Source organism: Pseudomonas sp. ES3-33, from assembly GCF_000952175.1.
Lineage (GTDB): Bacteria > Pseudomonadota > Gammaproteobacteria > Pseudomonadales > Pseudomonadaceae > Aquipseudomonas > Aquipseudomonas gregormendelii.
Window position 1 is genome coordinate 44,742 of record NZ_JZRI01000059.1, and the last position, 11,847, is coordinate 56,588.

Annotated in this window: 15 protein-coding genes; 8 read left to right on the top strand and 7 right to left on the bottom strand. The window is 59.8% G+C overall.

The annotated features are described in order from the left end of the window. Window positions 1–207 precede the first annotated feature (207 nt). Together UB23_RS10405 and UB23_RS10410 are read right to left on the bottom strand one after the other, a co-directional pair. The gene (locus UB23_RS10405; RefSeq protein WP_045059236.1) at window positions 208–423 is read right to left on the bottom strand and encodes a TIGR02450 family Trp-rich protein; all 216 of its coding nucleotides are present in this window, start codon (window positions 421–423) and stop codon (window positions 208–210) included. After that, the gene (locus UB23_RS10410; protein WP_045059237.1) at window positions 420–1,406 is read right to left on the bottom strand and encodes an NAD(P)/FAD-dependent oxidoreductase; all 987 of its coding nucleotides are present in this window, start codon (window positions 1,404–1,406) and stop codon (window positions 420–422) included. Before UB23_RS10410 ends, UB23_RS10405 begins: the two co-directional genes overlap by 4 nt. Before the next feature lie 195 nt (window positions 1,407–1,601). Between UB23_RS10410 and UB23_RS10415 the strand changes: the two genes are divergently transcribed. Next, on the top strand, window positions 1,602–2,504 hold the full coding sequence (locus tag UB23_RS10415; RefSeq protein WP_045059238.1) for a TIGR01777 family oxidoreductase: 903 nt from the start codon (window positions 1,602–1,604) through the stop codon (window positions 2,502–2,504). 13 nt (window positions 2,505–2,517) lie between these two features. Next, complete coding sequence (hemH, locus tag UB23_RS10420) at window positions 2,518–3,543, top strand: ferrochelatase (RefSeq protein WP_045059239.1); 1,026 nt, start codon at window positions 2,518–2,520, stop codon at window positions 3,541–3,543. Window positions 3,544–3,657: 114 nt separating this feature from the next. On the opposite strand, the gene UB23_RS10425 is transcribed toward hemH, so the two are convergent. Further along, complete coding sequence (locus tag UB23_RS10425; RefSeq protein ID WP_045059240.1) at window positions 3,658–4,932, bottom strand: uracil-xanthine permease family protein; 1,275 nt, start codon at window positions 4,930–4,932, stop codon at window positions 3,658–3,660. A gap of 2 nt (window positions 4,933–4,934) precedes the next feature. Further along, a complete protein-coding gene (gene upp / locus UB23_RS10430) occupies window positions 4,935–5,573 on the bottom strand; it encodes a uracil phosphoribosyltransferase (RefSeq protein ID WP_045059241.1) in 639 nt (212 codons plus the stop codon). Window positions 5,574–5,736: 163 nt separating this feature from the next. Between upp and UB23_RS10435 the strand changes: the two genes are divergently transcribed. From UB23_RS10435 to UB23_RS10450, 4 genes are all read left to right on the top strand, one after another. After that, a complete protein-coding gene (locus UB23_RS10435) occupies window positions 5,737–6,294 on the top strand; it encodes a hypoxanthine-guanine phosphoribosyltransferase (protein ID WP_007905841.1) in 558 nt (185 codons plus the stop codon). Between the two features lie 3 nt (window positions 6,295–6,297). Beyond that, complete coding sequence (locus UB23_RS10440; RefSeq protein ID WP_045059242.1) at window positions 6,298–6,771, top strand: WbuC family cupin fold metalloprotein; 474 nt, start codon at window positions 6,298–6,300, stop codon at window positions 6,769–6,771. A 152-nt stretch (window positions 6,772–6,923) separates the two neighbouring features. Further along, on the top strand, window positions 6,924–7,409 hold the full coding sequence (locus UB23_RS10445) for a hypothetical protein (protein ID WP_045059243.1): 486 nt from the start codon (window positions 6,924–6,926) through the stop codon (window positions 7,407–7,409). A gap of 63 nt (window positions 7,410–7,472) precedes the next feature. Then, the gene (locus UB23_RS10450) at window positions 7,473–7,760 is read left to right on the top strand and encodes a PA4642 family protein (RefSeq protein ID WP_045059244.1); all 288 of its coding nucleotides are present in this window, start codon (window positions 7,473–7,475) and stop codon (window positions 7,758–7,760) included. 52 nt (window positions 7,761–7,812) lie between these two features. On the opposite strand, the gene mqo is transcribed toward UB23_RS10450, so the two are convergent. After that, window positions 7,813–9,321 carry a malate dehydrogenase (quinone) gene (gene mqo, locus UB23_RS10455; protein WP_045059245.1) on the bottom strand — a complete coding sequence of 503 codons (1,509 nt, stop codon included), beginning with the start codon at window positions 9,319–9,321 and terminating at the stop codon, window positions 7,813–7,815. 737 nt (window positions 9,322–10,058) lie between these two features. Then, window positions 10,059–10,292, bottom strand: a complete 234-nt coding sequence (locus UB23_RS10460) for a hypothetical protein (protein ID WP_045059246.1) — start codon at window positions 10,290–10,292, stop codon at window positions 10,059–10,061. A gap of 195 nt (window positions 10,293–10,487) precedes the next feature. Between UB23_RS10460 and UB23_RS10465 the strand changes: the two genes are divergently transcribed. After that, window positions 10,488–11,072, top strand: a complete 585-nt coding sequence (locus tag UB23_RS10465) for a YajG family lipoprotein (protein WP_045059247.1) — start codon at window positions 10,488–10,490, stop codon at window positions 11,070–11,072. 58 nt (window positions 11,073–11,130) lie between these two features. Here UB23_RS10465 and UB23_RS10470 read toward each other — a convergent pair whose 3' ends face one another. Then, the gene (locus UB23_RS10470) at window positions 11,131–11,337 is read right to left on the bottom strand and encodes a hypothetical protein (protein ID WP_045059309.1); all 207 of its coding nucleotides are present in this window, start codon (window positions 11,335–11,337) and stop codon (window positions 11,131–11,133) included. 193 nt (window positions 11,338–11,530) lie between these two features. On the opposite strand from UB23_RS10470, the gene UB23_RS10475 reads away from it, so the two are divergent. Next, window positions 11,531–11,809, top strand: coding sequence for a hypothetical protein (locus UB23_RS10475; protein ID WP_045059248.1), 279 nt, complete (start codon window positions 11,531–11,533; stop codon window positions 11,807–11,809). Window positions 11,810–11,847: the final 38 nt, after the last annotated feature.

Genomic DNA, 11,847 nt, shown 5'->3' on the forward strand with positions numbered 1-11,847 from the left:
CGAAGCTGTACAAGTCAAATCATTTGTACAGGTTTTGTGAGGAGCTTGTGCATGCCCTGCCGGCGGGGGTTGCCACGGGCGGCGTTTAGACTGCCAGGACTCTGCAGGAGCGAGCTTGATGACGAGGGTGGTGAACGAGGACGTGGGGAATCTGGATGAACGCGACGTCTGGGATTTCTTCGCGAGCAAGCTCGCGCCTGCCGGTGGTTAATTCCAGCCCAACTTCCAGGCGTCGCTGTTTTTCAGGGCTTGCCAATCCATGCGTTGATTGCGTTTGGTTAATACCGCCTGCAACTCAATTTCCAGCACCACACCTTCCTCATCACGGAACAGCTCGGTCACCATAAAGTGTTTTTCGCGGTGTTGCGGTTGGGCTGCTGTCCATTTCGACAGCAGCAGTTTACTTGGGTTGATGCGATTCATTGCAAGTGCTCGTGCAGACGACGGGCAGCTTCCTGGCCGCTGAGCCAGGCGCCTTCGACGCGGCCCGACAGGCACCAGTCGCCACAGGCATAGAGTCCCAGATCGGCGTCAGCCAGGGTGCCCCATTCATGGCTGCTGGCTGGACGGGCGTAGAGCCAGCGGTGGGCCAGGCTGAAGGTGGGCGCCGGCATGGCGCTGTGCAGCAATTCGGCGAATGCGCCGTGCAATTGTTCGATCACGGCTTCCTTGGGCAGGTCGATGTGTTGCCGGCTCCAGGCACTGGTCGCGTGCAGCACCCAAGTGTCGAGCGCGGTGTCACGCCCGGGTTTGCTGCGGTTGCGCGCCAGCCAGTCGAGCGGGCTGTCCTGCACGAAACAACCTTCCATAGGTGTGTCCAGCGGCTGGTCGAACGCCAGTGCGATGGCCCAGGTCGGGTCCATTTTTACCCCGGCGGCGGCACCGGCGAGCTTAGGCGCCGAGGCGAGCAAGGCAGTCGCCTGCGGGGCGGGGGTGGCAATGACCACGTGGCTGAATGGGCCATGGGTAAAGCCTTCGGCGTCCTGCAGGTGCCAGTGCTGTTCACCGCGGTAGACCTCGGTAATCCGGCAACCGAACTGCACTTCCAGGTCGCCCAGCAGGCCGCGAGTGATGGCGCTCATGCGCGGTGTGCCAACCCAACGGGTCTGTTCATCCGGCGAAAGGTTCAGTTGGCCACCGTGGAAGGTGTACAGCTGTGGCGTCCACTCGGCGACCCAACCCTGGGCTTGCCAGCGCTGCACTTCCGTGGAGAAGCGGCGGTCACGGGCAGTGAAATACTGCGCGCCCATGTCCAGAGCCCCCGCATCACTGCGCTTGCTCGACATGCGACCGCCACTGCCGCGGCTTTTATCGAAAAGTTGAACAACATGCCCGAGCTCTGTCAGGGCTTGGGCGGCGGAGAGCCCGGCGATGCCGGTGCCGATGATTGCGATAGGTACAGTCATAGGGGCCTCGTTTACCTTTCTGTACAGACTACGCCGTGGTTTAAACCTGTACAATATTGTTTTTTGGTATAACTTTTAGCGTTCTAGTTCTGACAGGTTGGCCTATTGTTTAAACAGACACTGCCCGATACCAAAGATCCCTGCTTATAAAAATAGACTAGTGAGCAGGATAAAAGGCCACGCGAGGAAGAAGTCATGCACATATTGCTGACCGGCGGTACTGGGTTGATAGGGCGCCAACTCTGCCAACACTGGTTGAGCCAGGGACACACGCTGACCGTCTGGAGCCGCCAACCGGAAAAGGTCGCGAAAATATGCGGCGCCCAGGTCCGTGGAATTGCCCGGCTGGAAGACCTCGGGCAGGCACCTTTGGATGCCATCATCAATCTGGCAGGCGCGCCCATTGCTGATCGACCCTGGACATCCAGACGCAAGGCACTGTTGTGGAGCAGCCGCATCACCCTGACCGAATCCTTGCTGGCCTGGCTGGAAACCCGTGAACAGAAACCGGCGCTGCTGATCTCCGGTTCTGCGGTCGGCTGGTATGGCGACGGAGGCGAGCGCGAGTTGACCGAGGAGTCGGCACCGGTGATTGACGATTTTGCCAGTCAGCTGTGCATCGCCTGGGAAGAAACTGCCCAGCGTGCCGAGGCCTTGGGCCTGCGCGTCATCCTGATCCGCACCGGGTTGGTGTTGTCGGCCGATGGCGGCTTTTTGTCGCGCCTGTTACTGCCTTTCAAACTCGCGATGGGCGGGCCTCTGGGTAATGGTCGGCAGTGGATGCCTTGGATCCATATCAAGGATCAGGTCGGCCTGATTGATTTTCTTCTGCACCAGAACACCACCAGCGGTCCTTATAATGCCTGCGCGCCGAAACCGGTGCGCAACAGCGAGTTTGCCAAGACCCTGGGTGCGGTGCTGCATCGTCCAGCGTTCATGCCAATGCCGAGCCTGGCATTGAAAGTGTGCCTGGGGGAAATGTCCCTGTTGTTGCTGGGTGGCCAGAAGGCCATGCCGGTCCGCTTGCTGGAAGCGGGTTTCACCTTCCAGTTCACCGATTTGCGTGCGGCTTTGGACGACTTGTCCAGCCGCCTTTGAAATAGGACGTTGCATGACCGATCACGCATTGCTTCTGGTCAACCTTGGCTCCCCGGCCTCCACTTCGGTGGCGGATGTGCGCAGTTACCTCAATCAATTTCTGATGGACCCGTATGTAATCGACTTGCCTTGGCCGGTGCGACGCCTGCTGGTCTCGCTGATCCTGATCAAGCGCCCGGAACAGTCGGCGCACGCCTACGCTTCGATCTGGTGGGAGGAGGGCTCGCCGCTGGTGGTGCTCAGCCGTCGTCTGCAGCAGGCCATGACTGCGCACTGGACCCAGGGGCCGGTTGAGCTGGCCATGCGTTACGGCGAGCCGTCGATCGAGTCCAAACTGTTGCAACTGGTTGCCCAGGGCCACAAGCGAATTACCCTCGCACCGCTGTATCCGCAGTTTGCCGATAGCACCGTGACCACGGTGATTGAAGAGGCGCGGCGGGTCGTGCGCGAGCACCAGCTGGATGTGCAGTTCTCGGTGCTGCAGCCTTTTTACGATCAGCCGGAGTACCTCGACGCGCTGGTTGCCAGTGCCAAGCCATACCTGGAGCAGGATTACGATCACCTGTTGCTGAGTTTTCACGGCTTGCCCGAGCGCCACCTGACCAAGCTGGATCCCACGGGGCAGCACTGTTTCAAGAATGAAGACTGCTGCAGGAACGCTTCGCCAGAAGTGTTGGCCACCTGTTATCGGGCCCAATGCCTGCGCAGCGCGTCGGAGTTCGCCAAACGGATGGGGCTGCCGGACGGCAAGTGGTCGGTGTCATTCCAGTCGCGCCTGGGTCGGGCGAAGTGGATCGAACCCTACACCGAAGCCCGCCTTGATGAGTTGGCCGGAATGGGGGTTAAGAAGGTGCTGGTGATGTGTCCGGCGTTTGTCGCCGATTGCATCGAGACCCTGGAAGAGATCGGCGACCGCGGGCTGGAGCAGTTCCGTGAAGCGGGGGGAGAGGAGTTGGTGTTGGTGCCGTGCCTGAACGATGACCCGCAGTGGGCTAAGGCGTTGAGCACGTTGTGCGAGCGAGCGCCTTTGGCGCTGTAAAAGCATCGCGGGCAAGCCTAGCTCCCACAGATTTCATGTCAGTGCGCATCCATGTGGTTCGACTGAGGATCTGTAGGGGCAAGGCTTGCCCGCGATGGCGATTTCAAACCTGGCTTACAGCAGAGGCTCATCCGCCTTCTTGTGCTTCCAGCTGTCATTCCCTGGCAGCAGCAAGTTAAGGGCAATGGCCACCACCGCGCACAGCGCAATGCCTTTGAGGCCGAAATCGTCCGGCCCTGTGCCAGTGCCGACCAGCACCCCGCCAATCCCGAATACCAGTGTCACCGACACAATCACCAGGTTGCGCGCTTCGCCCAGATCGATCTTGTGGCGAATCAACGTGTTCATCCCCACTGCCGCGATCGAGCCGAACAACAGGCAGAGAATCCCGCCCATCACCGGTACCGGAATGCTTTGCAGCAGCGCGCCGAATTTGCCGACGAACGCCAGGCTGATGGCGAAGACCGCCGCCCAGGTCATGATCTTCGGGTTGTAGTTCTTGGTCAGCATCACCGCGCCGGTCACTTCGGCATAAGTGGTGTTGGGCGGGCCGCCGAACAGGCCGGCTGCCGTGGTTGCAATGCCGTCACCCAGCAGGGTGCGATGCAGGCCCGGCTTCTTCAGGTAGTCACGACCAGTCACGCTGCCAACTGCAATGACACCGCCGATGTGTTCGATCGCTGGCGCCAGGGCCACCGGGACGATGAACAGGATCGCCTGCCAGTTGAACTCCGGTGCGGTAAAGTGCGGGATCGCGAACCAGGGCGCGGCAGCAATCTTCGCGGTGTCGACCACGCCGAAATAGAACGCCATGGCGAACCCCACCAGCACACCCGAGATGATCGGCACCAGGCGGAAAATGCCTTTGCCGAATACCGCCACGATCAGGGTGGTGAGCAGGGCGGGCATCGAGATCAGCATTGCCGTCTGGTAAGGAATCAGCTCGGCACCGTCGCCGGCCTTGCCCATCGCCATGTTGGCGGCAATCGGCGCCATGGCCAGGCCGATGGAGATGATCACCGGGCCAATCACCACCGGTGGGAGCAGGCGGTCAATGAAGCCGGTGCCCTTGATCTTCACGGCGAGGCCGAGGAAGGTGTAGACAAAACCTGCTGCCATCACGCCGCCCATGGTTGCCGCCAGGCCGAACTGGCCTTTGGCGAGAATGATCGGAGTGATGAAGGCAAAGCTCGACGCCAGGAATACCGGGACCTGACGACCGGTGACGATCTGGAACAGGATCGTCCCCAACCCTGCGGTGAACAGCGCCACGTTAGGGTCCAGACCCGTAATCAAAGGCATCAGAACCAGGGCGCCAAAGGCCACGAACAGCATCTGCGCGCCGGACAGCACCGTGCGCCAGAGCGGATCGTTGAACTCATCCTGCATGCTCAAGCGTCCTTCTGCTTGGTGCCAAAGATCTTGTCACCGGCATCGCCCAGGCCCGGGATGATGTAGCCGTGTTCGTTCAGTCTTTCGTCGATCGAAGCGGTGTAGATGGTCACGTCCGGGTGAGCCTTTTCCACAGCGGCAATGCCTTCGGGCGCCGCAACCAGCACCATGGCGCGAATGTCGCGGCAACCGGCTTTCTTCAGCAGGTCGATGGTCGCAACCATGGAACTGCCGGTGGCCAGCATCGGGTCGATGATCATCGCCAGACGCTCGTTGATCTCCGGAACCAGTTTTTCCAGGTAGGTGTGAGCCTGCAACGTCTGTTCGTTGCGGGCCACGCCCACGGCGCTGACCTTGGCGCCCGGGATCAGGCTGAGTACGCCTTCGAGCATACCGATGCCGGCGCGCAGGATCGGTACCACGGTGATTTTCTTGCCGGCGATTTTCTCGACCGACACGGTGCCGCACCAGCCTTCAATGTCGTAGGCTTCCAGGGGCAGGTCTTTGGTGGCTTCATAGGTCAGCAGGGCACCGACTTCCTGAGCGAGCTCGCGAAAGTTCTTGGTGCTGATGTCTGCACGGCGCATCAGGCCGAGTTTATGACGGATCAGCGGATGGCGGATCTCGAGGATGGGCATGGGAAAAGCTCCGGCGGCGGGCAAAAAAACCGGCTTAGATTAATCTATCCGAGGGTGTTGTCCTATAGACATAGAGTACGTTAGTCCACAAACGCTTGATCTGGCCTGGCTTGATGCGTACCTTTGCCCGCTTTTCCCGAATCCGCCACCCTTGGAGAGCGCCATGTCCGCTGATCTCGAGCATATCCGTCAAATCATGCGAGAGGCTGACTGCCTGTACACCGAAGCTGAAGTCGAGGCGGCCATCGCCCGCGTCGGTGCGCACATCAATGAGCAACTGGCTGAGAGCAATCCGGTGGTGTTTTGCGTGATGAACGGCGGCCTGATTTTCGCCGGCAAGCTGCTCACTCACTTGCAGTTCCCGCTGGAAGCGTCCTACCTGCACGCCACCCGTTATCGCAACGAAACCAGCGGCGGCGATCTGTTCTGGAAAGCCAAGCCGGAAGTGTCGTTCATCGACCGTGACGTGCTGATCATCGACGACATCCTCGATGAAGGTCATACCCTGGGAGCGATCATCGACTTCTGCAAGCACGCCGGTGCGCGCAAGGTGCACACCGCCGTGCTGATCGACAAGGACCACGACCGCAAGGCCCGCCCGGACCTCAAGGCCGATTTCGTCGGCCTGCCGTGCATCGACCGCTACATCTTCGGTTACGGCATGGACTACAAGGGTTACTGGCGCAACGCCAATGGGATTTTTGCCGTCAAGGGGATGTAAGCAATGACCACGCCGAGCTTTCTTGATAACACGCTGTTCGCTGAACTGGCCGAGAAAGCGGCGGCGAATCCGCGCGGGCGCCAGCATCATAACTTTCATCAGATGGAAGATGCCTGCCACCGCATGGCGGTAGGTCTGCAGCCGAGCACATACATTCCGCCTCACCGGCATTTGGGTGACAACAAGGCGGAAACCCTGCTGGTACTCAAGGGGCGTCTCGGGCTGTTGATCTTTGATGAGTCCGGAGCGGTGGTGAGCAAGCGTATCCTCCAGGCGGGTGGCGACAGCATTGGCGTTGACCTGCCCACGGGCGTGTTTCATGGCCTGGTGGTGCTGGAAGCCGACAGCCTGATGTTCGAGTGCAAGGCCGGCCCGTATCGCCCGGTAGGTGAAGGCGAACTCCCGGATTGGGCTCCCCGCGAAGGCGAGCCCGGTGTGGCCGAATACCACGCCTGGATGCGCGCGCAGTTCGATTGATCTTCGATCCCTGTGGGAGCGAGCCTGCTCGCGATAGCGGTGTGTCAGCCGCGAAGATGTCGCCTGGCCTGACGCTATCGCGAGCAGGCTCGCTCCCACAATGAATGATGTTGGCGCATGCTAAAGTGCTGGCCTCTTCTTCGGAGCCCGTCATGAGCCTTTTGATTCGCAGCTGCGCCGTCCTGTTACTGACCGCAAGCCTGCCCCTGGCGGCAGCGCCTGCTCCGATGCACTCGCAGTTCCTGCCCCCCGATGACCTGAACGTGCGTGACGCCGAACCTGAGCAACAGCAATTGCTCCAGGTCACCGAGTACTCGGTGGTGGTGGGCAGCCAGCGCCAGTCGAACCAGCAGCCCATTCCCGTCACCTCGCCGCTGATGATCCGCCTCAAGGGCAAGTCCCTGAACAAAGGTGCGACCATCAATCAGGTGCTGGTCAATTTCGACGGCGAAAGCAAAAGCCTGAAGAAGCCGACCTACGACAGCTCAAGCAAGACCCTGACGCTTTTCTACCCAATGGCGCAATACCGGGTGGTGATCGACTTGTTGCGCAACGACACCGTGTATTGCCAGTTCCTCAGCTACGCCAACGGCCACGTTTGGGCCGACCTGCACACGGGCAGCGTTCGTCCGCGTTGAGTACGGCGCCAAGTGAGGGGTAAACTGCCCGCCCCGTGAAATGTCTGCGAGCTGGAGTCGGCAATGCGTAAAGATAAGAAGCAAGTGATTGGTGACGAGATCGGCGATGAGCAGATCAAGTTGTTCCTCGATTTCGAGCCGGTCGACGCCACTTCGCCGTCGCTGCACAAACTGATCAAGGCCTACCGCGGCTTGCGCATCGATGATTTCGAGCGATTCCTGACGTTTTTCGTCGAGGCCGGGCATGACCTCGATGGCAAGGATGAGCAGGGCAATGACTTCGTTGCGGTGATCAAGGATCAGCGCAACGCGGCCGAATACATCGAGCTGATCAAAAAAGCTCGCGGTTAAGATCTTTACCAACAAAAAACGCCCCAATGGGGCGTTTTTTTGTGAGGCCGAATCAAGCGTAGCTTTCGGTCTCGTTACTGGCTTCAACCAGTTCCAGCGCAACGTTGTTGTGCGCATTGATCTTGCGATACAGCGCCGCGTCGGTTTCCAGAACCTTTTCCCGAGCCGGGAAAATTTCCGCCAGCTTGGCCGCCCATTCACCGGACGCCTTGTTCGGGAAGCACTTCTCGATCAGCTCGAGCATGATCGAAACAGTCACCGATGCGCCCGGCGAAGCACCCAGCAGTGCTGCCAGGGAACCGTCCCTGGCCGCAACCAGCTCGGTACCGAACTGCAGGACGCCGCCTTTTTTCGGGTCCTTCTTGATGATCTGCACCCGTTGGCCGGCCACTTCCAGGCGCCAGTCTTCGGCTTTCGCTTCAGGGTAGAAGCGGCGCAGGGATTCCAGGCGCTGTTCCATCGATTGCATCACTTCGCTGACCAGGTATTTGGTCAGGTCCATGTTGTTCTTCGCCACGGCCAGCATCGGGCCGATGTTGCCGGCGCGAACCGACAGCGGCAGGTCCATGAAGGAGCCGTGCTTGAGGAACTTGGTGGTGAAACCGGCGTAAGGTCCGAACAGCAGCGACTTCTTGCCGTCGACCACGCGAGTGTCCAGGTGCGGCACGGACATTGGCGGCGAACCCACGGCAGCCTGGCTGTAGACCTTGGCCTGGTGGTGCTTGACCACTTCCGGGTTGTCGCAACGCAGCCACTGGCCGCTGATCGGGAAGCCGCCGAAGCCTTTGCTTTCCTCGATACCGGACGCCTGCAGCAACGGCAGGGCCGCGCCGCCCGCGCCGAGGAAGACGAATTTGGCGTCGACTTCACGGGTGCTGCCGCTGTTGACGTCCTTGATGCTGACGGTCCAGCCGCCGTTATTACGCTTGAGACCGGTAACGCGCTTGCAGTACTTGACCTGGGCATCGGGGGCGCTGGTCAGGTGCTTGAGCAATTGATTGGTCAGGGCGCCGAAGTTGACGTCGGTACCATTCATCACGCGAGTGGCGGCAAGCACTTCGCCGGCTGGACGGCCGGGCATCATCAGCGGCATCCACTCGGCCATGGTGGCCTTGTCTTCGGTGTATTCCATGTCCGAGAACGCGTGGTGCTTACTCAGGATATTGAAACGTTCCTTGAGGAAAGACACGCCGCTGTCACCCTGCACGAAGCTCAGGTGAGGGACCGGGCTGATGAACGATTTGCACGAGCCGAACGTGCCTTTGCGGGTCAGGTAGGACCAGAACTGCTTCGACACCTCGAACTGGGTATTGATGTGCACGGCTTTCTTGATGTCGACGGTGCCGTCGGCGGCCTGCGGCGTGTAATTAAGCTCACACAGCCCGGCATGACCGGTACCGGCGTTGTTCCACGGGTTGGAACTCTCCGCGGCACCGGAATCCATCAGCTCGACGACTTCCAGCTTGATCGCAGGGTCGAGCTCTTTGAGCAGTACGGCCAGGGTGGCACTCATGATGCCGGCCCCTACCAGTACTACGTCGACTGCTTCGTTATGCGCCATTTAACGCGTCTCCAAAATCTGCAGCACCAAATTGTCGGCATGGCTGCCAGGTGTTCCGGGGCGTGTCAGTGATGCCCCAGGTACTCATGGCCAGGATCTCCATGTCCGAATCTTCGCAATTTATCGCAACTTCGACGGACGCTACCGGCCGGGCCTATGAGCTACATGAACTCATTTCAGCGCGCGGGAGGCAATTCGACTTATGGTCGATACATCCGTTTGTGCAACCAAATCCGTAGCGGACAGGCTTCAGGCTCCGGTGTTCGAGGAGTACTCGGTCCTGTGTCGTTGGGCTGTTTCAGACGCTAATGGTGCATATTCAGACGCAAAACTATTCATTTGCTCGCCACACTCTTGTGAAGTTGTGAAAACCCGTTTTTTTCACGCTCTTTTGAAGACGTGAACCTCAAAAAGGGCTGTCCCAGCCTGGCACCGTGCCCGGATGGATCGCCTTCATGGAGTGCATGACAGGCAAAACGGGCAAACAGCTCAGTGACCGAGCGTAACGACAGCTCTGCAGATTCGCGAAAAGTAGGGGTTTTGCTCAGGAAACAGCAAGCACGCCAGCTTCACTCGATCTGTGTGGGCGGCTCTCTGTGGGCGATGTCGAGGGTCAATACAGGCGCATTGACAATGTTGCGGGGCCCGATCAGGAGACGTCCTTATAATCGGGGGGAGATTGTAGCGAAGAAACGCAGGGAAATGGTCGTGTTTTATGACTTTTGTTCGGCGTCCGGTCAGGTGGTCAACATACGCGGCGCCCGCGCACGTGGCTGGCGCTGGATCACCCGGGCACTTTGAGGCAGTGGCTGGTGCAACCAGTTGAGGCGGATCTCGTCGATTTCGACCCAGCCGTCCCCCATTGGCTGGAGGCTGCACTGCTTGAACGCCTGGCAGCGACCCTGGCGGTCGAGCAGAGCAAAACAGCGGTGCAGGGGGCGGGGGGCGAACAGCGAAATGAGAAAGCGCATGGCAAGATTCCTCCTGAGGTTGCCTGAAGGTTGGCATTGAGCGGTGACGGGACGGTGTATGAGCGATGACAGGTGTGTGACAGACAATAATTCCTAAATGCACTTCAGGCTTTTCCTTATTTGTGGCGCTGGTTCCCTGTCGTGGCGCACAGCTATACTGCGACCTTGTTTGTGCCTGATTCTGGAGAGAAGAGCATGTTGCAACGCTTGTTGTTCGGTTTGATCGCTGTGACCAGTTTGACCCTCGTCGGCTGCGCCCACAGCCCGCAACAACTGAGCCCGGAGCCGAAGCTGACCACGCAGCTCGCGCCCGTTGGCCATGGCCAGCAGGTGGTGGTGCGGGTGGTGGATGGCCGTCCTTCGCCAACCCTGGGTACCCGCGGTGGCATGTACCCGGAGACCAGCGCGATCACCGTGCAAAGTGCGCAGATCCTGCCGAAGCTGCAGGCCCAGGCTGAAGCAGCCGTGCGTTTGCTGGGCTTCACCCCGGTTTCCAGCGCCAATAACGCGCCGCAATTGACTGTGACCCTGGCCGAGCTCAAGTATCAGTCGCCCAAGGAAGGCATGTACGTGACCGAGGCTACCATCGGCGCCACGTTCCGCTCCGATGTGCAGAATGCCAATCGTCGTTACAGCGGTCGCTACGGCGCCTCCCTGGACCAGCGTTTCGGCATGGCACCTAATCAGGAAACCAACACCAAGCTGGTCAGCGATGTGTTGAGTGATGCGTTGACGCGCCTGTTCAAGGACCCGACAGTGGGTCAGGTGCTGGGCCAATAAACGTTCGCGAGATGAAAAAAGTATGCCCGGGACCAGAAATGGCCCGGGCATTTTTATGTCAGGCCGCCTGGGAATAGAAATCCAGCACGCTGATCCCCGTGAGCAAATCCGTCTCCGGCAAGTCCTCATGCTGATGCCCGCCCAATGCGCAATACACCAGCCAGTGGCGGTCCTGGACATTGAAGGACAGGCTTCCCACAAGGTTCTGCTGTTCTTCGCTTGCGGCGATCAGGTAGAGGCGATCCTGGTTTTCGGCGTGCAGCATGACGTTTTCCGTGTCGGTTTCGAGGGGCGCCAGACTGACCCAGTCAGATGACGTCGCCGTGACACAGAACAGCATTTGCTCAGTTTTTCGTTATTTGTCGGAAAGGTGGGGCAGGTGGGCGGCCTTTCGGTAGAATCCGCGCCGCAGTCGTCGATCTGGCGACTTGCCATATCCGATTCGCCAGAGGTTCGTGATGTCGCTGCATTTGATGACGCTGTTTATCGCCCATCCCGCCAAGTTGATCAACCTGCTGGCCCTGCTGCTCGCCTTCCCGGGCAGCTGGCTGCTGCATGCCACCCGTCGCCGCGAGCAGCGCGCACTGGCCAGTATCGAGGCCCAGCGCCAGAGCCGGCCAAGCGTGGAGCCGACCCTGGATTGGGCGACCTTGCGCATGAACCGGTTTTTCTATCGCTTTGGTTTTGCGTGCCTGGCGCTGGCGCTGGTCGTGTCGTGGGTCAGCACGCAGTTTTGAACCTCTAAAAGAAGATCGCAGCCTGCGGCAGCTCCGGC

What these genes read in the sequence shown, in the direction of transcription:
- UB23_RS10405 (WP_045059236.1), bottom strand. Translation starts at nt 423, where the DNA reads ATGAATCGCATCAACCCAAGTAAACTGCTGCTGTCGAAATGGACAGCA.
- UB23_RS10410 (WP_045059237.1), bottom strand. Translation starts at nt 1,406, where the DNA reads ATGACTGTACCTATCGCAATCATCGGCACCGGCATCGCCGGGCTCTCC.
- UB23_RS10415 (WP_045059238.1), top strand. Translation starts at nt 1,602, where the DNA reads ATGCACATATTGCTGACCGGCGGTACTGGGTTGATAGGGCGCCAACTC.
- hemH (WP_045059239.1), top strand. Translation starts at nt 2,518, where the DNA reads ATGACCGATCACGCATTGCTTCTGGTCAACCTTGGCTCCCCGGCCTCC.
- UB23_RS10425 (WP_045059240.1), bottom strand. Translation starts at nt 4,932, where the DNA reads ATGCAGGATGAGTTCAACGATCCGCTCTGGCGCACGGTGCTGTCCGGC.
- upp (WP_045059241.1), bottom strand. Translation starts at nt 5,573, where the DNA reads ATGCCCATCCTCGAGATCCGCCATCCGCTGATCCGTCATAAACTCGGC.
- UB23_RS10435 (WP_007905841.1), top strand. Translation starts at nt 5,737, where the DNA reads ATGTCCGCTGATCTCGAGCATATCCGTCAAATCATGCGAGAGGCTGAC.
- UB23_RS10440 (WP_045059242.1), top strand. Translation starts at nt 6,298, where the DNA reads ATGACCACGCCGAGCTTTCTTGATAACACGCTGTTCGCTGAACTGGCC.
- UB23_RS10445 (WP_045059243.1), top strand. Translation starts at nt 6,924, where the DNA reads ATGAGCCTTTTGATTCGCAGCTGCGCCGTCCTGTTACTGACCGCAAGC.
- UB23_RS10450 (WP_045059244.1), top strand. Translation starts at nt 7,473, where the DNA reads ATGCGTAAAGATAAGAAGCAAGTGATTGGTGACGAGATCGGCGATGAG.
- mqo (WP_045059245.1), bottom strand. Translation starts at nt 9,321, where the DNA reads ATGGCGCATAACGAAGCAGTCGACGTAGTACTGGTAGGGGCCGGCATC.
- UB23_RS10460 (WP_045059246.1), bottom strand. Translation starts at nt 10,292, where the DNA reads ATGCGCTTTCTCATTTCGCTGTTCGCCCCCCGCCCCCTGCACCGCTGT.
- UB23_RS10465 (WP_045059247.1), top strand. Translation starts at nt 10,488, where the DNA reads ATGTTGCAACGCTTGTTGTTCGGTTTGATCGCTGTGACCAGTTTGACC.
- UB23_RS10470 (WP_045059309.1), bottom strand. Translation starts at nt 11,337, where the DNA reads ATGCTGCACGCCGAAAACCAGGATCGCCTCTACCTGATCGCCGCAAGC.
- UB23_RS10475 (WP_045059248.1), top strand. Translation starts at nt 11,531, where the DNA reads ATGTCGCTGCATTTGATGACGCTGTTTATCGCCCATCCCGCCAAGTTG.